Source organism: Microvirga sp. RSM25 (assembly GCF_044784385.1).
GTDB lineage: Bacteria > Pseudomonadota > Alphaproteobacteria > Rhizobiales > Beijerinckiaceae > Microvirga > Microvirga tunisiensis.
In genome coordinates, this window is sequence record NZ_CP173040.1 from 218,343 (window position 1) to 239,208 (window position 20,866).

16 protein-coding genes and 2 pseudogenes are annotated in these 20,866 nt (G+C 61.2%); 15 read left to right on the forward strand and 3 right to left on the reverse strand.

The window, feature by feature from the left end; genetic code table 11:
- Positions 1–10: 10 nt before the first annotated feature.
- The 6 genes and pseudogenes from ACD578_RS26995 to ACD578_RS27020 all read left to right on the forward strand — a co-directional run bounded on the left by ACD578_RS26995 (position 11) and on the right by ACD578_RS27020 (position 7,092).
- Positions 11–1,320 (forward strand): annotated as a pseudogene (locus ACD578_RS26995) (aspartate ammonia-lyase).
- Between the two features lie 56 nt (positions 1,321–1,376).
- Positions 1,377–2,492, forward strand: a complete 1,116-nt coding sequence (gene ald, locus ACD578_RS27000; protein ID WP_404294964.1) for an alanine dehydrogenase — start codon at positions 1,377–1,379, stop codon at positions 2,490–2,492.
- Positions 2,493–2,789: 297 nt separating this feature from the next.
- Positions 2,790–3,929 (forward strand): IS110 family transposase, encoded by a 1,140-nt coding sequence (locus tag ACD578_RS27005; RefSeq protein ID WP_404294966.1) that lies wholly within the window; start codon positions 2,790–2,792, stop codon positions 3,927–3,929.
- A 971-nt stretch (positions 3,930–4,900) separates the two neighbouring features.
- Positions 4,901–6,511 (forward strand): phosphoenolpyruvate carboxykinase, encoded by a 1,611-nt coding sequence (locus ACD578_RS27010; protein ID WP_404294968.1) that lies wholly within the window; start codon positions 4,901–4,903, stop codon positions 6,509–6,511.
- Between the two features lie 75 nt (positions 6,512–6,586).
- Positions 6,587–6,820 carry a hypothetical protein gene (locus ACD578_RS27015; protein ID WP_404294969.1) on the forward strand — a complete coding sequence of 78 codons (234 nt, stop codon included), beginning with the start codon at positions 6,587–6,589 and terminating at the stop codon, positions 6,818–6,820.
- Positions 6,817–7,092 carry a hypothetical protein gene (locus tag ACD578_RS27020; RefSeq protein WP_404294971.1) on the forward strand — a complete coding sequence of 92 codons (276 nt, stop codon included), beginning with the start codon at positions 6,817–6,819 and terminating at the stop codon, positions 7,090–7,092. The genes ACD578_RS27015 and ACD578_RS27020 overlap by 4 nt, the downstream gene beginning before the upstream one ends.
- A 332-nt stretch (positions 7,093–7,424) precedes the next feature.
- Here the strand turns inward: ACD578_RS27020 and ACD578_RS27025 are convergent, their stop codons facing one another.
- Together ACD578_RS27025 and ACD578_RS27030 are read right to left on the reverse strand one after the other, a co-directional pair.
- The gene (locus ACD578_RS27025; protein ID WP_404294435.1) at positions 7,425–7,991 is read right to left on the reverse strand and encodes a transposase; all 567 of its coding nucleotides are present in this window, start codon (positions 7,989–7,991) and stop codon (positions 7,425–7,427) included.
- Complete coding sequence (locus tag ACD578_RS27030; protein ID WP_404294432.1) at positions 7,877–8,458, reverse strand: winged helix-turn-helix domain-containing protein; 582 nt, start codon at positions 8,456–8,458, stop codon at positions 7,877–7,879. Before ACD578_RS27030 ends, ACD578_RS27025 begins: the two co-directional genes overlap by 115 nt.
- 496 nt (positions 8,459–8,954) lie before the next feature.
- Between ACD578_RS27030 and ACD578_RS27035 the strand changes: the two genes are divergently transcribed.
- The 6 genes and pseudogenes from ACD578_RS27035 to ACD578_RS27060 all read left to right on the forward strand — a co-directional run bounded on the left by ACD578_RS27035 (position 8,955) and on the right by ACD578_RS27060 (position 14,978).
- A complete protein-coding gene (locus ACD578_RS27035; RefSeq protein ID WP_404294973.1) occupies positions 8,955–9,371 on the forward strand; it encodes a response regulator in 417 nt (138 codons plus the stop codon).
- A 114-nt stretch (positions 9,372–9,485) separates the two neighbouring features.
- A complete protein-coding gene (locus ACD578_RS27040) occupies positions 9,486–9,791 on the forward strand; it encodes a hypothetical protein (protein WP_404294974.1) in 306 nt (101 codons plus the stop codon).
- A gap of 142 nt (positions 9,792–9,933) precedes the next feature.
- Positions 9,934–10,815 carry a 3-hydroxybutyryl-CoA dehydrogenase gene (locus tag ACD578_RS27045; protein ID WP_404294976.1) on the forward strand — a complete coding sequence of 294 codons (882 nt, stop codon included), beginning with the start codon at positions 9,934–9,936 and terminating at the stop codon, positions 10,813–10,815.
- 950 nt (positions 10,816–11,765) lie between these two features.
- Positions 11,766–12,752, forward strand: a complete 987-nt coding sequence (gene eutB / locus ACD578_RS27050) for a hydroxyectoine utilization dehydratase EutB (RefSeq protein ID WP_404294978.1) — start codon at positions 11,766–11,768, stop codon at positions 12,750–12,752.
- A pseudogene (gene eutC / locus ACD578_RS27055) lies at positions 12,753–13,746 on the forward strand (ectoine utilization protein EutC).
- Between the two features lie 68 nt (positions 13,747–13,814).
- On the forward strand, positions 13,815–14,978 hold the full coding sequence (locus tag ACD578_RS27060; RefSeq protein WP_404294979.1) for a M20 aminoacylase family protein: 1,164 nt from the start codon (positions 13,815–13,817) through the stop codon (positions 14,976–14,978).
- 138 nt (positions 14,979–15,116) lie between these two features.
- Here the strand turns inward: ACD578_RS27060 and ACD578_RS27065 are convergent, their stop codons facing one another.
- On the reverse strand, positions 15,117–15,512 hold the full coding sequence (locus ACD578_RS27065; protein WP_404294981.1) for a hypothetical protein: 396 nt from the start codon (positions 15,510–15,512) through the stop codon (positions 15,117–15,119).
- 630 nt (positions 15,513–16,142) lie between these two features.
- Here ACD578_RS27065 and ald (ACD578_RS27070) point away from each other — a divergent pair.
- From ald (ACD578_RS27070) to ACD578_RS27080, 3 genes are all read left to right on the forward strand, one after another.
- On the forward strand, positions 16,143–17,258 hold the full coding sequence (gene ald, locus ACD578_RS27070; RefSeq protein ID WP_404294964.1) for an alanine dehydrogenase: 1,116 nt from the start codon (positions 16,143–16,145) through the stop codon (positions 17,256–17,258).
- 54 nt (positions 17,259–17,312) lie between these two features.
- On the forward strand, positions 17,313–17,735 hold the full coding sequence (locus ACD578_RS27075; RefSeq protein ID WP_404294983.1) for a hypothetical protein: 423 nt from the start codon (positions 17,313–17,315) through the stop codon (positions 17,733–17,735).
- Between the two features lie 721 nt (positions 17,736–18,456).
- Positions 18,457–19,206 (forward strand): Crp/Fnr family transcriptional regulator, encoded by a 750-nt coding sequence (locus ACD578_RS27080; protein ID WP_404294984.1) that lies wholly within the window; start codon positions 18,457–18,459, stop codon positions 19,204–19,206.
- The last annotated feature ends 1,660 nt before the right edge of the window (positions 19,207–20,866 follow it).

Sequence of the window (20,866 nt, forward strand, 5' to 3'; positions counted from 1 at the left end):
TGAGGCAATCATGACTATCGACTATCGTGTGGAACATGATCCATTGGGTCGCGTTAGCGTGCCGTCGGACCGATACTACGGCGCGCAGACTGCCCGAGCGATCGCAAACTTTCCGATTTCCGGCATCGCGATCAAGCGTTTGCCGCTGGTTATTCAGGCGTTGGCCCGCGTCAAGATGGCAGCCGCTCGGGCAAACTGCGAGGAAGGCAATCTTCCGACTGAAAAGCGGGACGCCATTGTGCAAGCCTGCGAGGAGGTGCTGGCCGGGGAACACGACGAGGAGTTCCTCGTCGATGTGTTCCAGGGGGAGCAGGCACGTCCACCAACATGAACATGAACGAGGTGCTTGCCAACCGCGCGAGTGAACTGCTGGGCGGCGAGCGCGGCGAGGGGCGCCTCGTCCATCCCAACGACGATGTCAATCGATCCCAGTCGACCAACGATGCCTATGCGACCGCTGTTCGCCTGTCCATCATTCCGGCAAGCCGGCAGCTGCGCGACGCACTGGCCAGACTGGCCGCAGCCTTCAACAGCAAAGCGGACGAATTCGCCAGCATCCGCAAGCTCGGGCGGACGCAGCTTCAGGACGCGGTCTCCATGACCCTTGGGCAGGAATTCGCGGCCTTTGCAACAACCATTCTTGAAGATTGCGACCGTCTCAGCGAAACTGAGCGGCTCTTCCTTGAGGTGAACCTGGGCGGGACCGCGATTGGAACAGGGGTCGGAGCCACGCCGTCCTACCGCGCGCGTGCGCTCGAGCACTTGTCACGCGACACCGGGCTGCCTGTGGTCGGCTCGAAAGACCTGCTTGAGGCAAGCTGGGACATGGGCGCCTTCATGCTCCAGATGGGCATGATCAAGCGCACGGCGGCCAAGCTCTCGAAGATCGCGAACGATTTCCGACTTCTGTCGAGTGGACCGCGGGGCGGCATTGGTGAGATCATTCTGCCGGCGCTGCAACCCGGATCGTCGCTCATGCCGGGTAAAGTCAATCCTGTGGCGGCTGAGGCGCTCAATCAGGTCTGCTTCTACGTCTACGGCCTCGAGACCACCGTCGCGATGGCAGCTGAGGCGGGGCAATTGCAGCTGAACGCCATGGAGCCGGTGATCATCTTCAGCATCCACCAGTCGATGGAGCTGTTGTGCAACGCAGTCAAAGCGTTCACCACAACCTGCGTGGTTGGTGTGACGGCGAATGCGGCCAGATGCGAAAGCAATCTGGCGTCCAGCACGGCATTCGCGACTGATCTCGTAAATAGCATCGGATACGAAGCCGCGGCGAAGATCGTCAAAGAAACGCTCGCGCAAACTGCGGCTTGATCGAGGGACTCGGTTTTCCTGTAGTTGCGGCTGAGACTAGCACGAAGGAGGTTGTTATGCGGGTTGGAGTGCCGAAGGAAATCAAGACTCACGAGTACCGGGTCGGGCTCACCCCAGGCGCAGTCCGCGAATACGTGGCCGCCGGCCATTCGGTCCTGGTTGAGAGCAAGGCCGGTGCCGGGATCGGCGCCGAGGACGAGGCCTACCGCAAAGCCGGAGCCGTGGTCGTCGAGACCGCGGCCGAGATCTTTGCTCAGGCTGATATGGTCGTGAAAGTCAAGGAGCCGCAGCCCAGCGAGTGGGTTCAGCTGCGCGAAGAGCAGATCCTCTTCACCTATCTCCACCTGGCTCCGGATCCGGACCAGACCAAAGGCCTGCTCGCCTCCGGGTGTACCGCAATCGCCTATGAAACGGTCACTGACGCCAAGGGTGGACTGCCGCTGCTGGCGCCCATGAGCGAGGTGGCCGGCCGGCTCTCGATCGAGGCGGCTGGCGCTGCTCTCAAGCGCTCGGCCGGTGGGCGCGGATTGCTGCTTGGCGGTGTCCCGGGGGTGCAGCCCGCTCGGGTTGTGGTCATCGGCGGCGGGGTGGTCGGGACTCATGCCGCCCGCATGGCTGTTGGATTGGGCGCGGAGGTGACGGTCCTGGATCGCTCGATCCCGCGCCTGCGGGAGCTCGATGAGCAGTTTGCCGGCCGGGTCCGCACCCGTTTCTCCACCCTGGAGACCCTCGAGCAGGAGGTGTTCTCTGCCGATGTGGTCATTGGCGCGGTCCTGGTGCCGGGCGCCAGCGCCCCCAAGCTGGTGACCCGCGCGATGCTGCGGCACATGCGCCGCGGCTCTGTGATCGTGGATGTGGCCATTGATCAGGGCGGCTGCTTCGAGACCTCACGCGCCACCACCCATGCGGATCCCACCTATGAGGTGGAGGGCGTTGTGCATTACTGCGTCGCCAACATGCCCGGGGCGGTTCCGCTCACCTCGAGCTATGCCCTCACCAACGCGACGCTCCCGTTTGGCCTGGAGCTGGCCAACAAAGGGCTTCGGGCCGTGGTCGACAACCGCCACCTGCGCGAGGGCCTGAACATTCATCGCGGACGTCTGACCAACAAGGCGGTGGCCGACAGCCTGGGCCTGCCATTCGCGCCGGTGGACGAGACTGTTGCCGTCTAGTCTGAGCCGTGCAGAGCGATGGACATGAACCGGCAGGAGCCATGAGGCCACAAGATGCGAGCACTTCCAGCCCACAGGCGATCGTCTCTGCCTTCCAACAGGACCATGGGGATCCAGCTTGGGCACCCAACTCTCAGGCGTGGGCCTGTACCGATCTCCTTGCCGGATTTCCCGGCAGCGGAGGAGGTGGTCTCCGTTCCGGCCACCTTGTCCCCCTCTGAAAGATCCTATGAGGCGACGGACAGCGGAACTCGGGTAGGGTTTCGGGGTCCGACATCCGAACCCTGGAGACGCCTCATGGACCTCTCAACCGTTGCTCTGCCGCCCGTCAGCGAGAAGCCTGCCACACTTTTTGTGGCCCTGGAATTGAGCAAGGCGACTTGGCTTGTCGCGCTCCACTCGCCAGCGGCCGACAAGGTCAGCCTGCATCGCCTGGCTGGGGGCGACACGCAGGAGTTGCTCACGCTGATCGCCCGCAAGCGCGATCAGGCGCAAACCGCCCTGGCGCGTCCGGTGCACGTGATGTCGTGCTACGAGGCAGGCTATGACGGGTTCTGGCTGCATCGTCTCTTGTGCGCGTCCGGTCTCGACAACCGGGTGCTGGACGCGGCCAGTATCCTGGTCGACCGCCGGTCACGCCGGGCCAAAACAGATCGGCTCGATGCTGCGGCGCTGCTGCGCACCCTGATGGCCCTCGACCGCGGGGAGCCGCGGGTCTGCCGCGTGGTGCGGGTTCCCAGTCCGGAGCACGAGGATGAGCGCCGGCGCAGCCGGGAGCGAGCCCGGCTTGTCAACGAGCGGGGTCAGCATGCGAGCCGGATCAAGGGATTGCTGATGACCCAGGGCATCCGCGACTTTGCGCCCACGCGGCGCAATTGGCGCGAGCGGCTTGCAGAGCTGCGCACGGCTGATGGGCGGGCTCTCGCCGCCTGCCTGACGGCCGAGATCGAGCGGGAGTGCCGCCGCTTGTGGCAGGTGATCGGCATGATTGCAGAGGTTGAGGCCGAACAGGTTCACGCCGCTGAGAAAGCGGCCACCGGGGCCGTCCAGCTAAGCCGGCTGCGCGGCATTGGCCTGACCAGCGCCAGCATCCTGGCCGACGAGGTCTTCTTTCGCAGCTTTCAGAACCGGCGCGAGATCGCCGGTTATCTCGGCCTGGCCTCCAGCCCCTGGAACAGCGGCGCGGTCAGCCGCGATCAAGGCCTTCAGCGATCCGGCAACCCCCGCGCGCGCCGCACCGCGATTGAGCTGGCCTGGCTGTGGCTGCGGCACCAACCCGAGAGCGATCTGGCCCGCTGGTTCCAGGAGCGCGTCGGCGCCGGCAAGGGGCGCATCCGCCGCACAATGATCGTAGCTCTGGCCCGCAAGTTGATGGTCGCCCTGTGGCGGTATGTGACGCAAGGGCTGGTGCCGGAAGGAGCGGTCATCAAGGGCTAGCTCAGAGTTCGACGCGTAGTGACCAGCGTTGCTCGCGACGAAGCAGGATGGATGTGGACCGTATGCCCCCCAGGGCTTTGATGCCGTCAAAAAGATGGGTTCCATCCCTCCTGGCCTCGCAGACTGACCCGTGCATGCGGGATATGGGTGCAGGCTCCTGGTGAGCCGACCGGATATGAGGTGATGTGGACTTTTGCTCCACAGCTGACCGCGAGGCCGATCCTGATGTCGTCTGCAAGCGATCCCGTCGCTGCGCACCACCCTTGACGCGATAGGCCTCATATGAGGGGAGATGTCCTCTGGGACGGTCCTCCCACACTTGGGCTTGCTCGGCCTGGCCGCAGCCTGCCTTGGTCTGAGGTACGCGAGATGAATTACCCCACCGGCCCCGCTTCCGGAGAAGCGTGTAAGGCCTGAGCGATGACGACTCTTATCCGCCCGTCGCGTTGCAGCGTAGGCCACGAAGAATTGGAATTTTGAACGATGTGCCGCGTAGCCACTCTGCTTGGAACAGTGCGCACGGAATTTGAAGTGGCATAGCAGTCCAGTCGCAGGTGAGCATTGCGAGTCGACCTTTCGGTTCTAGGTGAAGTGTATCCGCTCAATCCATGCTTTTCAGGAGATGTCATGTTGAACCCCATTGTGAACTATTGGCCAGGAGCGGTCATTGATCTGTGTCTCATGATCTCTGCCGCATCATCCACAGCCGCCGCTATCTACTTATGCTCGCAACTGCCATAGGTCAGGACAGCTGCAGGCTTGCACCTGAAGCATGCCGAAGGACCTGGGAAACGTGTGTGTTGAACACTCCTTTCTTTGCTGATCGCGCGATTTTGGCGGCAGTACTCTCACGTTTTTATTGCAGCTTTGCCGATTTTCGGACAAACACAGCATCGTTGCCCGATCGATGGGTGCAGTTCAGAACAGGCCTAGATTGGTGGCGCAGTGCACGCCCATCAGGAGACTCTTCCGTGGAAAATATCGGCGTCTTCAACAGCGCGCAGGGCGCTGAGGCCTTCGGCCTCCGGAATCTCAAACGCGTTTACTGGAATCTCGAGGCGCCCGCACTCTACGAGCAGTCCCTGACGAGGGCTGAGACCAAGCTCGTGAAGGGCGGCGCGCTCCTGGCCGAGACCGGCATCCATACGGGCCGCTCGCCCAAGGACAAGTTCGTGGTGCGCGACGAGGCTACGGAAAGCACCGTCTGGTGGGACAACAACGGCTCCATCACCCCCGGCCATTTCGACACCCTGCTGCAGGACTTTCTCGCCCATGCCGAGGGCAAGGAGCTGTTCGCGCAGGACCTCTACGGCGGCGCCGATCCGTCCTACCGGGTCAAGGCGCGGGTCTTCACGGAATTCGCCTGGCACTCGCTCTTCATCCGCAATCTCCTGATCCGTCCCGAGCAGGGCGAGCTCGCCGATTACGTGCCTGGCCTCACCATCATCGACCTGCCGTCCTTCAAGGCCGATCCCGCCCGCCACGGCTGCCGCACGGAGACGGTGATCGCCTGCGACTTCAAGCGCAAGATCGTGCTGATCGGCGGCACGTCCTATGCGGGTGAGATGAAGAAGTCGGTCTTCACCTATCTCAACTACGTGCTGCCCTCGCAGAACGTCATGCCCATGCACTGCTCGGCCAATGTGGGCAAGGAGGGTGATGTGGCGGTGTTCTTCGGCCTCTCCGGCACCGGCAAGACCACGCTCTCCAACGATCCGAACCGCATCCTGCTCGGCGACGACGAGCATGGCTGGGCCCCGAACGGCGTCTTCAACTTCGAGGGCGGCTGCTACGCCAAGACCATCCGCCTGTCCCGCGAGGCGGAGCCCGAGATCTTCTCCACCACCGAGCGCTTCGGCACCGTGCTGGAGAACGTGATCGTCGATCCGACCACGCGCATCCCCGATTTCGACGACGCCTCGAGGACGGAGAACACGCGCTGCGCCTATCCCCTCGACTTCATCCCCAATGCGAGCGCGACAGGCCGCGCGGGCATCCCGAAGAACATCGTGATGCTCACCTGCGACGCCTTCGGCGTGCTGCCGCCCATCGCGAAGCTGACGCCGGCCGAGGCCATGTATCACTTCCTGTCCGGCTACACCGCCAAGGTGGCCGGCACGGAAAAGGGCGTGAAGGACCCGGAGGCCACCTTCTCCACCTGCTTCGGCGCGCCCTTCATGCCGCGCCATCCGTCGGTTTACGGCAACCTGCTGCGCGACCTGATCGCCAAGCACCATGTGGATTGCTGGCTGGTGAACACCGGCTGGACCGGGGGCAAGTACGGGGTGGGCCGGCGCATGCCGATCCGCGTCACCCGCCGTCTGCTCACCGCAGCGCTCGACGGGTCGCTCTCCCGCGCCGATTTCCGCCGCGACCCGTATTTCGGCTTCGCGGTGCCGACCTCGGTGCCGGGCGTCGAGCCGCACATCCTGTATCCGGTCAAGACCTGGCAGAACAAGGCGGAGTTCGCCGAGACCGCCAAGCGCCTGATCGACATGTTCAACGAGAACTTCAAACGCTTCGAGGGCCACGTGGATTCCGACGTGCGCTCCGCAGGGCCTCAGACCTCGATCGCGGCCTGAGGCGTTGGCGAGGCCGATCAAGAAAGGATCCGGGTCGCTGTGGCCGAGAGGTCCAGGTGGCAGGCGAAGAGCTCGGTGATTGAAACGCAACGTACCATGATGAATGCTGATACTTCCCAAATCCTGGAAATTCTCGATCACGGCGGCTACCAGATTCGGCTGACGCAGACAGGGCTGGAGTGGGTAGCAGCGATGGCGCGGCCTCAAGGCCGGCTGACGCTGATTGCTGCAGCAGACCGCGAGATTGTCCTTGTGAAGACTCGTGCAAGGATCGCGGCGCAAAAGCCTGAAGACCGCGGTGCCGCATGACCTACAGCCTGATTCAACTTGCTCCGGGCAGCTACGACCTGCTTCTGGCTGGCAGCACCGTTGCCAGCGTGGTCAGATCAGGCGTGCGCAGCACCGACACGGTCTGGACCGCAGAACTGCTGGAGGAGTTGCCTCCGGATCGGAGACCGGCACCCTTTGTGGAGATAGAGCATAACTTCGGCAGCTTGGTCGAGCTGTGCGAATGGCTGGGCAATCCGCAGGTCCAGAACCACCGGCGGAATGGCTCCATGACCCAAGGCCCACTCGCATGAAGAGTGAGGTTCATATGTCCCGAGACAAGGAGGCCCTGATGGCCGCCCAGCCAGTCGACTCCGCTGTCCCTGGCGGCCGGCCTGAGATCAGACTAGCTGAGTTCGCACGGCAGCCAGAGGAGGCGAAGGAGCATGGGATCTCCAAGCCACACCGACATCGGCAGGTGGCGAAAGGGCCACCCCTGTCGACGCGGCAGAATCCGCGCCGCCACGTTGATGCTCGGCAAGCCTCCCACGCTTCCTTATGGCCTTCATCGCTGCATCGGCGACAAACATGAAGCATGCGCATTTTATGCGTTATCGACACTAACGTTGCAGGATCCTAATGATCTTCACGAATGTCCTGTGACGGAGAGGCCTGCGTGTCGAAAGAAGCTGACGATCATCTTGGGTCGTCGCTGCAGGCGGACGAACTCAAGACGCACCAGACGGTGCAGGTCGTCGACGGATCCGGGTAATGCATTCTCCATAGCTCGCTTGACGAACGCATTGCACTGCTCCTCCGGATTGAGTTCGGGTGCATAGGCCGGCAGGTAGGCGATTGCGAAGTCCTGCGCATGAGCCGCGATGAAGGCAGTGGTGACCTGTGATCGATGGGCGTTGAGCCGATCCCAGACCACCAGCAGCGGCGTGCCGATTCTGCGCCGAAAATACCGCAAGGCCGAGATCACGGTCGGGCTCGTGACGCTGGTGCGGAAGTGGCGGGCATACAGCCGCCCGTTTGGGGTGATCGCCACGATGCTCGACACCTCCCGCCGCTTGCTCAGGCGCCGCAGCACCGGGGTCATCCCACGCCGCGCCCAGGTGGTGCCCGGTCGGGCCCGGAAGCTGTGACCCGTCTCGTCCCAAAGAAGGAGCGTGCGGCCTTCCCGCTGGGCCTTCTTTTTAAAACAACCCACTCGCGCTTGGGCCAGACCGCGATCACGAGCTCGTCGCGCTCCTTAGCCCGGGTGGCGGGACGCTGCACGCTGAAGCCATGAGCCTTCAGCGGCCGCTCCAGATAGCGCGGATGGTAGTGAACGCCAAACTCGCGCTCGACCAGCGCTGCGATGCGCTGGAGGGTCCAGCGCTCGGTGGCAAAGCCCGCCGCCATGGCGCCCCGATCCAGAAGCCGTCCCAGATGGGCCCAGGCCGCCTCATCGAGCCGGGGCTCTCGTCCTGTTCGGACGCGGGTGACCAATCCGCGCCGGCCCTGCTGAGCCAGGGTGGCGGCCCAACGGGAGACACTGGCGCGACTGACACCCAGCTGCCGGGCAATCTCGGCCTGGGAGAACCGGCCCTGCCCCAACAGTCTCGCGGCCGCCAGACGGCGCTCCTCCATCTGCTCCGGTGTCAGATGCGCCGGACGCCAAACGATGTCCTCCATCGCACACCTCCTCACGAGGATCGACACCGCCCTATGTTACACCACCTTCGTGAAGATCATTAGACAACTGGTGTCTCATATTGCAATTAATCGCGCTCCGTTTCCGGCTAAATTGCAGCAGTCGGATGGACGCTACTTCGGCGGCCCGATCGACAAAGGGAGTTTGACTTGGGCTTGAACTTGGTGCGCGGCGAGGGCGGGTCGGTGCTGCACCAGGGGCACTCGCAGATGACGATGCGGGTCTCCCCCGGAGAGGCCATCCAAGTTGGGCGGAATGCCACCATTCAACGAGGACCCAAGCGTCGGCCGCATTGGCCACTAGATTGCATCGGCGCTTTCGACCCGGAGGATAGGTCGCGTGAACCTCCCGAGGGTCGACAGGTCTGCAAATGTGATGGGGCTCTGACATCGGAACGGCGATTGTCAATGAGCGACAGGGTCTATGGACATTCGATCGAGGCGCGTCAGCGATCTGACCTAGCCCCAGGAGGCAGCGATGAGCACAACCGAACAGCAACGCATCCTCATCGTCGATACCAACCCGCTGTTTCTGGAGAGACTCGCGCGTGGACTTCGGGACAGGAACTTTGATGTCGTTGCGGCAGCGTCCGGCGCGCAGGCCTTCCACGTCCTGAGGGACTGGCACCGTCCCATCCATTGGCTCTTCACTCGTGCAACTCTGCCTGGCCTGATCGATGGCTGGATTTTGGCCGATGAGTACCGTGACAATCATCCTCATCGGGCCGCCGTGATTGCTGCCTCGCAGACGGGGGTCTCGGCCCAGGGGCATATCATCCTCCAGGATCCATCACCAGCTGCCGTGATCGACACTATGCGTTGCATCATGGCCCAGCACCAGGCGTTGGAGATCCCGAGCCACGCCGAATGCGACAAGGAGCCGCTTGCCGCGTAAGGACGCACAGCAGGATCCACCGGCCGGAGATTGAAACGTCTTCGGCCTGGGCTCCACTCCATGGGCACATCAATGACGCAATCCCGACTGCCCTTTCGAGAGCGCTCTCATGCGATGGCTCTCGATCCCGACTCGCTCGAACCTGGCATTCTTCGTGCATATGTTCAGCTCGCCGCGATGCCGGATCAGGCCAACGGCGCGAAGACGGCCACGTTGGCGCGGTTTGGATCGCTCGAGGTGCGCCTGACAGAGCTGACCCGGCCGGGATACAAGTCACCCTGTATCCCTCCCTTTTGGCTTGAGGTTTACTCCCGTGCCACCGGCACAACCCTCGATAGCTGCGGCTGCTTCGACTTCGACGAGTCCGAACTGAGCACCGCCGTCAGCCTCATTTGCGAGACCAGACGAAAAGCCGCCTGAGTGGAGTGCTGTATGTGGATCACCATCCTCCTGAAAAGCGGCCCTGCATCATCCAACGAGAGGGGCATGCATGCTGTCTAAGCTCGTTGCCTTGCTATTTCTGCGCGCCACTCAGACGCCGCGATACACTTGAGGTTTCCAGATGATTATTCCCATCAAAACGGTTGGCGTAATCGGTGCGGGACACATGGGCAGCGGCATTGCCCAAGTCTGCTCGCTCGCGGGATTTAACGTCCAGCTCAACGATCTCTCGGAAGAGCGGATCAGCGCTGGCCTGGCCTGTATCCAGGCCAACATAGAACGCCAGGTCTCGAAGAGGGTGATCTCCGAGGCCGACCGGCAGGCGGCGCTGGAACGGATCCAGCCAGCGCGTACCTACGACGACCTGTCCAGCTGCGACATCGTCATCGAGGCGGCGACCGAGAACGAGGAGGTGAAGCGAAAGATCTTCACCAGTCTCTGCCCGTCCCTCCACCGGGATGCGCTAATTGCCACAAACACCTCGTCTATCTCGATCACGCGCTTGGCCGCCTTCACCGACCGGCCGGAGCGGTTCATCGGGATCCACTTCACGAACCCGGTGCCCATGATGCAGCTTGTCGAGCTGATCCGCGGCATCGTGACCGACGACGCGACCTATGTGGCGGCCAATGAGTTTATCCACAAGCTCGGCAAGACGTCGACGGCGGCCGAGGACTTCCCGGGTTTCATCGTCCACCGCATCCTGCTGCCGATGATCAACGAGGCCATCTACACCCTCTACGAGGGCGTGGGCTCGGTCGGGGCCATCGACACCGCCATGCGGCTAGGCGCGAACCATCCCATGGGGCCGTTGCAGCTGGCCGACTTCATCGGCCTCGACACCTGCCTCTCGATCATGCAGGGCATTTACGAGGGCTTGGCCGATTCCAAGTACCGACCCTGCCCGCTTCTCGTGAAATATGTCGAGGCCGGCTGGCTTGGCCGCAAGTCGAGCCGCGGCTTCTACGATTATCGCGGCGAGAAACCGGCTCCAACACGATAGTGCAAGGGCAAAGCAAAGTGACCTTGCTGATCGAATTGGAACAGTGCAATGAAACTGGGGATCCTGAGGGAAGCGCTCCAAAGTGGGGCGCGCATTGCGATAGCTCCTTAGTCTGCACCGCACTTGCAGTTATCCGAGAGAGGGCACGAGGGCTCGGTCGAATCCAGAGCCAGACTAATCGTCAGCTCTCCCATGCAGCTGAGAAAACACTCGATGTGACACCCCCCAAAATGTCAGCCGAACCGATCAAAGCGAGCGATAGCCTCGCCGAGTCGGGTTCAGGCTCAATGCCCGAGGAGAGACGCTGCAAGGCCCACCAGACGCTGACCTCCTCATTCCAGCCTGCTCATATGTTGGAGCTGCCCGATCCATGCTGAGAGCAGGGTCCGACTCCTTCACTGTAAATGCGTAGGTTCTGATTAGTTCCCTCAAGTACTGCCTGCCCGCGTCTCGGGCCGTGCTGGAGAGGTGTGGCACGACGTTATGTGGCTAATCTTGGGATCACCGATCTGAACAAGCGATCCTGCTCTCGGCCGAGGGCAATCGAGGCGGGATCCGTCGGTAGGACAGGGTGGTCGGCTCACGCACGTCCTTTGCCATAGCTTGCGGCTATCCGCTCCCGGATGATCAGCCTCACAATACCGGCGTCCACCTCGTGAGTTCATCGCTTCACATCAGCCTGGGTGACCCCATTCGATCATTCCGAGGCAACAACACGGATTCGGCCCTTGCAACCTGGCTGTTTCTCCGGAACAAGTCCGTTGTGAGGTGGCGGTTCGCGTGGAATTCCTGCGCAAGCTGCCTAAAATCGCCTGATTTTCGCGCCGAACTCCCAAGAACGCCGACTTCACGCAAACGATCTAAGCCACACTTGCGCTGCTCAGAGGGACCATGCACCCGCATCTGCATACCTCTATTCCGACCGATGAAGTGACACTAGGGGTCAATAGATGATAGATTTACAAACGATCCGGGACGCTAGGAGTCGCATCGCCAGTCACATCATCGCCACTCCCACGGAACCTTCAAGTTCTCTCTCCAAGCTGTTTCACGTTCCGGTTGTTCTCAAACTTGAGCATCGTCAAAAGACGGGCAGTTTCAAACTCCGCGGCGCTACGAATGCAATCCTTCAGCTCCCGGACGCTGACAGGTCGAGGGGTGTCGTTGCAGTTTCAACCGGCAACCATGGGCGAGCCCTGGCTTACGCTGCACGTGCCGCCGGATCCAGGGCAACGATTTGCATGTCACACCTCGTCCCGGACAACAAGGTTTCGGAAATCCGGCGCCTGGGTGCGGATGTTCGCATCCTTGGCCGGTCACAGGATGAAGCGGAGCATGAGGTTGACCGACTGGTAAAGCAGGATGGGCTCGTGGTGCTCCCACCGTTTGATCATCCGGCCATCATCGCGGGGCAGGGTACGCTCGGTCTGGAAATCATAGAGGCGGTACCAAACGTTGAAACCGTACTGGTACCGGTCTCCGGCGGCGGCCTCGCAGCCGGCGTTGCCGTTGCGGTGAAGGGCCTGCGCCCGAACGCAAAAATTATCGGGGTGTCCATGGAGCGCGGGGCGGCGATGAAGGCAAGCCTCGATGCCGGGCACCCGGTCCAAGTGGAGGAGCTTCGTAGCTTTGCCGACGCGCTCGGCGGCGGCATTGGCTTAGACAACAAGTGGACCTTCAACATGTGTCAGCAACTGCTCGACGACCTCATCGTGCTGACGGAAGAAGAAATTGCAGCTGGCATTCGACATGCCTACCATGAAGAACGAGAGATTGTAGAGGGGTCGGGGGCCGTGGGTATTGCAGCTCTTCTTTCCAGCAAGGTCGGGCATTTGACTGGCCCAACTGCTGTCATCCTCTCAGGCCGGAACATTGCCATGGAATTGCACCAGCAGGTCTTAAACGGAATGACCGACCCTGATCAGGAGGCTGCTTAAATGGTCGACGTGAGTATCCTGACTGAGCCTCAGCTCAGGCAGATCGTTCAGCTTGATCTCGATGCGTTGCAATGTATCGAAGATGCATTTCTTGCACTTGCCACTGAACGGGTGGTCATGCCTCCGATCATGCGCATTGACGTTCCCGAGCATCGCGGGGAGATTGACGTCAAGAGCGCCTACATACCCGGACGAGAAAGCTTCGCCGTAAAGATCAGCCCAGGGTACTTTGATAATCCGAAACTGGGACTGCCAAGTACGAGTGGCTTGATGGTCTTGCTTGCCAGCAGGACTGGATTGGTGCAAGCGCTGCTGCTTGACAATGGCTACTTAACTGATGTGCGTACGGCGGCAGCGGGGGCGTTGACAGCAAAGTATCTCGCGCCGGCGGATGCCTCGATTGCCACTGCTTTCGGAGCCGGCGTCCAAGCCAGATTGCAATTGCGGGCGCTAGCGCTTGTCCGTCCTATTCGTGAGGCTCGGATATGGGCGCGCAATCACCAAAAAGCTGAAAAGGTCGCACAAGAGCTCTCCTCGGAACTGGAACTTCCTGTCACCGCGTACACAGAGCCTCGCCGCGCAATCGCCGGTTCGCACGTGATAGTCACAACAACCCCGGCAGCAGAACCACTCATCAGTGAGGCATGGCTCGAACCCGGGCAGCACATCACAGCGATGGGCTCAGATGCCGAGCACAAGAATGAGATCGATCCAGCTGCAATCGCGCGGGCCGATCTGTACGTTGCCGACAGTCTTAAGCAAACGAGACGCCTTGGCGAACTTCATCATGCCCTAGCTGCTGGAGTGGTCGAGGACGAAGAAAAAGTTCGTCGAGCTCGGGGACATTGTTGCTGGGTTCAAGACCGGCAGGACAAGCGCGAAGCAGATTACAATTGCTGATCTCACCGGCACCGGCATCCAGGACACCGCTATTGCGACGCTCGCCTTCTCCCTGGCAAGCTCTACCGGCGTGGGTACGACGATTCAAATCTGAGACTGGCGCTTTAGGTCTAGACACAACACACGCTCAATCGTGCGTGATGATTGAAGTTGGGAGCAGACATGCACAGCGTTGAAGCCTTTCGCGATCTGCGGCGCGAAGCAACAGAGTGGCGCCGCTACCTCCACGAACATCCTGAGCTCGACTACCGGCTACACAACACAGCGCGGTTCGTGACCGAGAAACTGGCGTCATTCGGGATCAATCATATCGAAACGGGGATCGCTGAGACCGGCATTGTTGCCCTGATCCAGGGCGAAGGCGGAGACGGTCCGACGATCGGGCTACGAGCCGACATGGACGCTCTGCCGATTGTTGAGGCGTCGAACAAGCCATGGTCGTCGAAGATACCCGGCAAGATGCACGCATGCGGTCATGACGGCCACACGGCTATGCTGCTGGGTGCCGCGAAGTACCTGGCGGGCTCACGCAACTTCAAGGGAACCGTGGCCTTGATCTTCCAGCCTGCGGAAGAAGGTGCGCTGGGCGGTCTCCGAATGGTCCAGGAAGGAATTATGGATCGTTTCGGCATTTCCCAGGTTTTCGGAATGCATAACGGGCCAGGCCTCGAGGTCGGCAAGTTTGCAATTTGTCATGGTCCGATCTTGGCAGCGCTTGACGAGTTTGACCTGGTCGTGACCGGCAAAGGCGGCCATGCTGCCAAGCCACAAGAAACGATTGATCCAGTGGTCATTGCCGCACAGATCATCGTCGGCTTGCAAACTCTCGTATCACGCAGCACGGATCCGCTGGAAGCGCTCGTAGTTTCGGTCACCATGTTGAAAGGGGCTGAGGCATTTAACATCATTCCTGACCAAGTCGAAATGGCAGGTACCGTGAGGACGCTTGTTCCCGGCCTGCGGGATTTCGCCGAGCGGCAGATTCTGGCATGCGCCCGGGGCATCGCGCGCGGCTATGGGGCGGACGTCGAGTTGAAGTACCGTCGACATGACCCTGTCACCTTCAATCACACTGCGGAAACGACCCTGGCGATCAAGGCCGCGTGCAGCCTCGTGGGCCCTGCGTCAGTCAACGACAGGATGAAGCCGCGGATGGGATCGGAGGACTTTGCTTACATGCTTGAGGCGCGGCCTGGCGCGTTCATTTACCTCGGCAATGGCGCGACGGCCAGCTTGCACAACCCAGCCTATGACTTCAACGATGAAGCACTGCCCTACGGCATTGGTTATTGGGTGCGCTTGGTCGAAACGGCACTAGCACCATGAAATCGTAGAATGTGAGAGCGGGCCGATTTCATGGTGACCTACTGAGGCGGCTTGAGTATAGTTGAAAGATCGGCGATCACGGATAGGGCTGGATAGCCAGCGAAAGCTCTCGCACAGTTCAAGATCACCCAAGCCGTCTCAATAATCGCCCGCGCGATGACACATAATGAAACTCTCGCGTTCGTGCTGCGCCTCATCAGGGTCGAGGGCAATCGCGGTGAGATCCGTCGGCAGGACAGGTTGGTAGGCCCAGGCGCGTCCTTTGCCATGGCTCACTGTGATCCTCTCGCGGGTGATCAGTCCTAGGGGCTCCAGCCGCTCGGCCAAGGCAAGCAACCGGGAGGGACGGATCTGGGTCTGCTGCCCAAGTTTGGCTGTTGTGACGGTGGTGCCGGCTTTCGTCCCGTCAACGATGAGCCAATACAGGGCAAAGCGTGCCAACGCTGTGTTCGGCGCCTCAGGCGGTTGCACACCGGCGAGAATGCGCTCGAAGATTATGTTGGCGAGGCAGGGGCTGTGGTCGGCAGAAGTCATGCTTTGGGTATGGCATGCAGGGGTGAAGAGAAGGTTGCTGCGCCTTGGCACGATCCTGTCTCGGCCTGCCTGCCCAGCCGCATGGCCTCACGTAAGCGCCCCAGCCGAGGCCACTTCCCACCTTCAGCCAGGGCGCACCGTCCGTGTGTCGAGTACGTAGGCTGCGGAGCCCTATCCTACAATGTAAGTTTGTCAACTTGAAAATAGAAATGCCTCAGCTGAGGCGCAGTCATGAGCCTCAACCAAGCCGCTCAGCGGAGGAGTAGAGCCCTTGCACCAGATCGAGGTGTTGAGATCATCCGGGTCCACCTTCGAAACGTAAGACGTACTTCAGGTAGACCAAATCAACGGGGTGATCACTTGAACGATGCCGTGCTCCTCGAGAGCCTTCTGACGCCTCGCGATTGCTGTACTGGAGAGGCCGATCCGGTCCAATTGTTCCGCCTTGCTTGCTTGTCTGCTGGCGGGCAGCTCCGAAAAACATGCTATTTAAGGATGGTCGAGCTGGATGACGCACTTTTCCGACGTCATCTGGGGGTTCTTAGCACAAATCATGCATCGTCACCTCGTTTTTGCTGAAAACCAAACCCGATAGGCTGCTAACAATGGCGCCGCGCCAAGGAGGTTGTTATGCGGGTTGGAGTGCCGAAGGAAATCAAGACTCACGAGTACCGGGTCGGGCTCACCCCAGGCGCAGTCCGCGAATACGTGGCCGCCGGCCATTCGGTCCTGGTTGAGAGCAAGGCCGGTGCCGGGATCGGCGCCGAGGACGAGGCCTACCGCAAAGCCGGAGCCGTGGTCGTCGAGACCGCGGCCGAGATCTTTGCTCAGGCTGATATGGTCGTGAAAGTCAAGGAGCCGCAGCCCAGCGAGTGGGTTCAGCTGCGCGAAGAGCAGATCCTCTTCACCTATCTCCACCTGGCTCCGGATCCGGACCAGACCAAAGGCCTGCTCGCCTCCGGGTGTACCGCAATCGCCTATGAAACGGTCACTGACGCCAAGGGTGGACTGCCGCTGCTGGCGCCCATGAGCGAGGTGGCCGGCCGGCTCTCGATCGAGGCGGCTGGCGCTGCTCTCAAGCGCTCGGCCGGTGGGCGCGGATTGCTGCTTGGCGGTGTCCCGGGGGTGCAGCCCGCTCGGGTTGTGGTCATCGGCGGCGGGGTGGTCGGGACTCATGCCGCCCGCATGGCTGTTGGATTGGGCGCGGAGGTGACGGTCCTGGATCGCTCGATCCCGCGCCTGCGGGAGCTCGATGAGCAGTTTGCCGGCCGGGTCCGCACCCGTTTCTCCACCCTGGAGACCCTCGAGCAGGAGGTGTTCTCTGCCGATGTGGTCATTGGCGCGGTCCTGGTGCCGGGCGCCAGCGCCCCCAAGCTGGTGACCCGCGCGATGCTGCGGCACATGCGCCGCGGCTCTGTGATCGTGGATGTGGCCATTGATCAGGGCGGCTGCTTCGAGACCTCACGCGCCACCACCCATGCGGATCCCACCTATGAGGTGGAGGGCGTTGTGCATTACTGCGTCGCCAACATGCCCGGGGCGGTTCCGCTCACCTCGAGCTATGCCCTCACCAACGCGACGCTCCCGTTTGGCCTGGAGCTGGCCAACAAAGGGCTTCGGGCCGTGGTCGACAACCGCCACCTGCGCGAGGGCCTGAACATTCATCGCGGACGTCTGACCAACAAGGCGGTGGCCGACAGCCTGGGCCTGCCATTCGCGCCGGTGGACGAGACTGTTGCCGTCTAGTCTGAGCCGTGCAGAGCGATGGACATGAACCGGCAGGAGCCATGAGGCCACAAGATGCGAGCACTTCCAGCCCACAGGCGATCGTCTCTGCCTTCCAACAGGACCATGGGGATCCAGCTTGGGTTCATCGATGGCCTAGGACAGCCGGAACTCAGAGATCAGGTCTCTGCCGAGGATCCCAACCTCGACCACATCGAGCAAGCGGTTCTTCGCGCGTACGTTCAACTGGCGGTGACGCCGGATGAGACGGACGGTGTCCGATCCGTGACGTTGGCGAGCTTTCGTGCTGTGGAGGTGCGCTTAACGGAGATCGTTCAGCCGAAAGATGACCTGCGCGACATACCGTCCTTTTGGCTGGAGGTTTGCTCCCACGCCACCGGTACGGTTCTCGACAGCTGTGGCTGCTTTGAGTTCACCGAGACGGAGTTGGCCATCGCTGCCGATCTCGTCTCCGAAGCGGAAATGAGAGTTGGGTAACAGTTCAGTGCACTCCATGGCTGCGATACGACGCTGACTGGGAGCCAAGCGAGGATACTGCATAAGAGGATATCGGATGAAGATCCTCAAAGCATTCGATTTCAGGCCACAGGCCTGCACCCGTCTCCCTGTCGGTAGCGCTGACAGTGGAGGAGGTGGCCTCCGTCCCGGCCACCTTTCTCCCCTCTGGAAGGGGAGCTGTCCTCTGGGACGTTCCTCCCAAACTTGGGCTCGCTCGGCCTGGCCGCAGCGAGCCCCTTTGGTCTTTCTGGACGGCCTCGCATCAGGGACACTCGAGCCCAACGGCGACCGCTCTTTGCGCGAGGTCAGCAAAGTGAGTTACCGAACCGAATCCTTTTCAGATCGGATCATGATCCTGCTGCTGCAACGATGACCCGCCATGGCCGGGAGCGTGTGATGACTACCGCCTCTGATGGCTTTACCGCGCGCCTGCCTAGTCCCGTAGTCGACATGCTCCTGCTAAGGAACAGCGTCGGTCATGTCTGTCTCGGCTTCAACACACCCAACCGGTCGGCATGGCAATGAGCCACTGTCATAAGGCGCAGGCACACACCCGGCCAGCTCTGCGAAACGACAGCCTCGTCCCCGTGTTCTGCTCGCCTTGCCACGTGCCGATCGTCCGCCTCGCCGGGGTGCAGGCGGCGCTCGGCAGCAAAGCCGCGAGCCAGGCGTGATGGCCAGCGGGCTCAGGAGTGTTGCCATGCCACTATCCTCTCGCCAGCCTTCCCATCGCACGAACCGATTGCTGGCTGCGATGCAGCCGGACGACTTCGCGCAGCTTGCGCCACACCTTGAGCGGGTCGAGCTGCCCAGGGGCACCGTTCTCTACGAGACCCATGAGAGCACGCCGTTCATCTACTTCCCCCATGATGGCATAATCTCACTTATGACGGCTCTCCCGGATGGCAGAACGGTCGAGGTGGCGGTGCTCGGGTCTGAGGCAATGGTCGGATCGGCCAGCACGCTTGTGACGCGCCAGTCTCTCGGGCGCTATGTTGTTCACATCCCCGGCTTTGCCTCCCGCATTGACACGGCCGTCCTGCATCGTGCGTTCGAGGAGTGGCCGACCCTGCGGGATCTCGTCCTGTGCTCCGACGAGGCCCTGCTGGCGCAGGCTCTGCAGACGATGGCCTGCAACATCGTCCACTCGGTCGAGGCGCGCTGCTGCCGCTGGATCCTGACCATGCGGGATCGCGCCGGTCAGGTGACCTTGCCGTTCACGCACGAGCATCTGTCCCGCATGTTGGGCGTGCAACGCTCGACCGTCAGCCTTGTCACATGTGGGCTCCAGTCCGCGGGCTTGACCCGCCAGGACCGCGGTGTGATCACCGTAACCGACGGCTCCGGTCTCGAACAGATCGCATGCGGGTGCTACGAGATCGCGCGTCAGCGGTCACAGCAACGCGCACCTGCACAGAACGGAGAGATGAGTGATGCACCCAGAGGATGACGATGATCTTCTGCATGTCGATGAGCATCAGTGGGTCAGACGCCGACCATCCAAGGGGCTCCGGTCGCTCTACTTCGTTCTGGTGCTAAGCGGCATAGCCGGTACGATCTACCTGACGGTCGGTACGCTTTAGGCGGAGCCTCATGCCTGGTTAGTCGCGAGATTGCTTTTGGACCTGGTCGGTCGTGCCCGGCTCTGCCATCGGTTAGGCCCTGCGGATGGAACAAGAATTGATGACTCAGGCGCTTGTGGTGCGGTACTCCGGATCGAGCGCACATGACGCTCTCCGGTCGAAACATCAAAGGGGATTTCGAACGATGAACCTGCAGGAAGTCGAAGCCGTGGCCCAAGCCCTTTACGAGATCCAAGAGGAGGGATGGGGCTGGGATCGAGAGTCCGAGCGGCTCAAGCAAAGGTATCGCAAGGAGGCCCGAGCAGCCATCGCTGTCCTCGACCGGCATGACAGGCACATTCGCACCGCGAAGTCCGGTCAGCCGCTCTCGTATGATGGGCCGGAGCCAAATTGCCACGTGATGTTTGCCAGAGATAATAGGGCAAGGGGGCACTGAGTAAGCCAAGAGTGAACGATATGCGCTTCGTAACATTCCGCTGCACAGGACAGCGAAAACCGGATAGTCCTTTGTGCTTTGCCGTAGCTTATCTCGATCAGTGTAGCGATCAGACACAATAGCTGTATGTACATTGTCTGCAACAGGAGAGCCTATCAGGCGTACAAGCAGCCCACAAGTTCACGGTCAATTTCTCAGTTCATCGAGCGAGGTAGGGGCAAACGTGGAGAGCATCCGCTCAACCCGCATTTTAGGGTAAAGTTATGTTGAACCAGATTTCGATTTATCGGCCGCGCACGGTCGTTGATCTTCTGCTTGTCGCCTCTGCCGCTTCATCCGCGTTCACCGCCATCTATCTCTGTTTCCAGCTGCCCTAGGTTTGGAGAGTAGCATGCGAACTTTTCGCAGTATGCATCAGTGCGCCAACGAGCTTAGCAACGGCTCATCTTAAAAGGTCGTAGCAAACGGCCGCTCTCGTGAGATAGACTTCTGTCGTGGCACTGCTTTGTGCTGCAGCATGCCTATAGCCGACATACCTCCCGTATCGTTGGACGCGGTCGAGTGCAGTGGGCAGGCACACCCCACGTGCGGTGTTGCTGTGTACCCGATGGGAATGCACATCATATCCCAAGCCGTTGCTTGGGTTGGGCTTGAAGTCAGCGAAGAATATTCTTCTCCGCATTGGCTGCAGCATCAGCATCATGCATTCGGCGCAGCCCTTTCATGAGGCATGCTGCATTGCGAAGAGGCAGGATGTGGTCGATATGAGCGGTGGCTGATTTCAACGCGGCATCGCTTTCTTCCTCCCGGTGATGCTGTATCGGCCGTTCCCTCTGGAAGGTTTTGACTTTTCGTCATACCTTAACTTCGCCGGGCCTTTGGCCCGGCTTTTTTCTGTGTGCCGAGCATGTTCGACAGCTCGGAGGTGTAAGTCCTCTACCCAGCCTGATGATGGCGAAGGGTTAGCAAAGCGCAAGGGCGTCATCGTGAGGTGGGGTCTGAAGGAAGCGTGGAGCAAAACCGCGACCTGATGGACAAGAACCGGATATGAGGCCGCCGCGGCCGGACGAGCAGGCAGATGACTGCGAAGT

Excerpts from the sequence above, each read along its gene's own strand:
- ACD578_RS27035 (WP_404294973.1), top strand. The coding sequence starts at position 8,955 with ATGAGCACAACCGAACAGCAACGCATCCTCATCGTCGATACCAACCCG.
- ACD578_RS27030 (WP_404294432.1), bottom strand. The coding sequence starts at position 8,458 with ATGGAGGACATCGTTTGGCGTCCGGCGCATCTGACACCGGAGCAGATG.
- ACD578_RS27060 (WP_404294979.1), top strand. The coding sequence starts at position 13,815 with ATGCACAGCGTTGAAGCCTTTCGCGATCTGCGGCGCGAAGCAACAGAG.
- ACD578_RS27045 (WP_404294976.1), top strand. The coding sequence starts at position 9,934 with ATGATTATTCCCATCAAAACGGTTGGCGTAATCGGTGCGGGACACATG.
- ACD578_RS27020 (WP_404294971.1), top strand. The coding sequence starts at position 6,817 with ATGACCTACAGCCTGATTCAACTTGCTCCGGGCAGCTACGACCTGCTT.
- ACD578_RS27040 (WP_404294974.1), top strand. The coding sequence starts at position 9,486 with ATGGCTCTCGATCCCGACTCGCTCGAACCTGGCATTCTTCGTGCATAT.
- ald (WP_404294964.1), top strand. The coding sequence starts at position 16,143 with ATGCGGGTTGGAGTGCCGAAGGAAATCAAGACTCACGAGTACCGGGTC.
- eutB (WP_404294978.1), top strand. The coding sequence starts at position 11,766 with ATGATAGATTTACAAACGATCCGGGACGCTAGGAGTCGCATCGCCAGT.
- ald (WP_404294964.1), top strand. The coding sequence starts at position 1,377 with ATGCGGGTTGGAGTGCCGAAGGAAATCAAGACTCACGAGTACCGGGTC.
- ACD578_RS27005 (WP_404294966.1), top strand. The coding sequence starts at position 2,790 with ATGGACCTCTCAACCGTTGCTCTGCCGCCCGTCAGCGAGAAGCCTGCC.
- ACD578_RS27080 (WP_404294984.1), top strand. The coding sequence starts at position 18,457 with ATGCCACTATCCTCTCGCCAGCCTTCCCATCGCACGAACCGATTGCTG.
- ACD578_RS27065 (WP_404294981.1), bottom strand. The coding sequence starts at position 15,512 with ATGACTTCTGCCGACCACAGCCCCTGCCTCGCCAACATAATCTTCGAG.
- ACD578_RS27075 (WP_404294983.1), top strand. The coding sequence starts at position 17,313 with ATGCGAGCACTTCCAGCCCACAGGCGATCGTCTCTGCCTTCCAACAGG.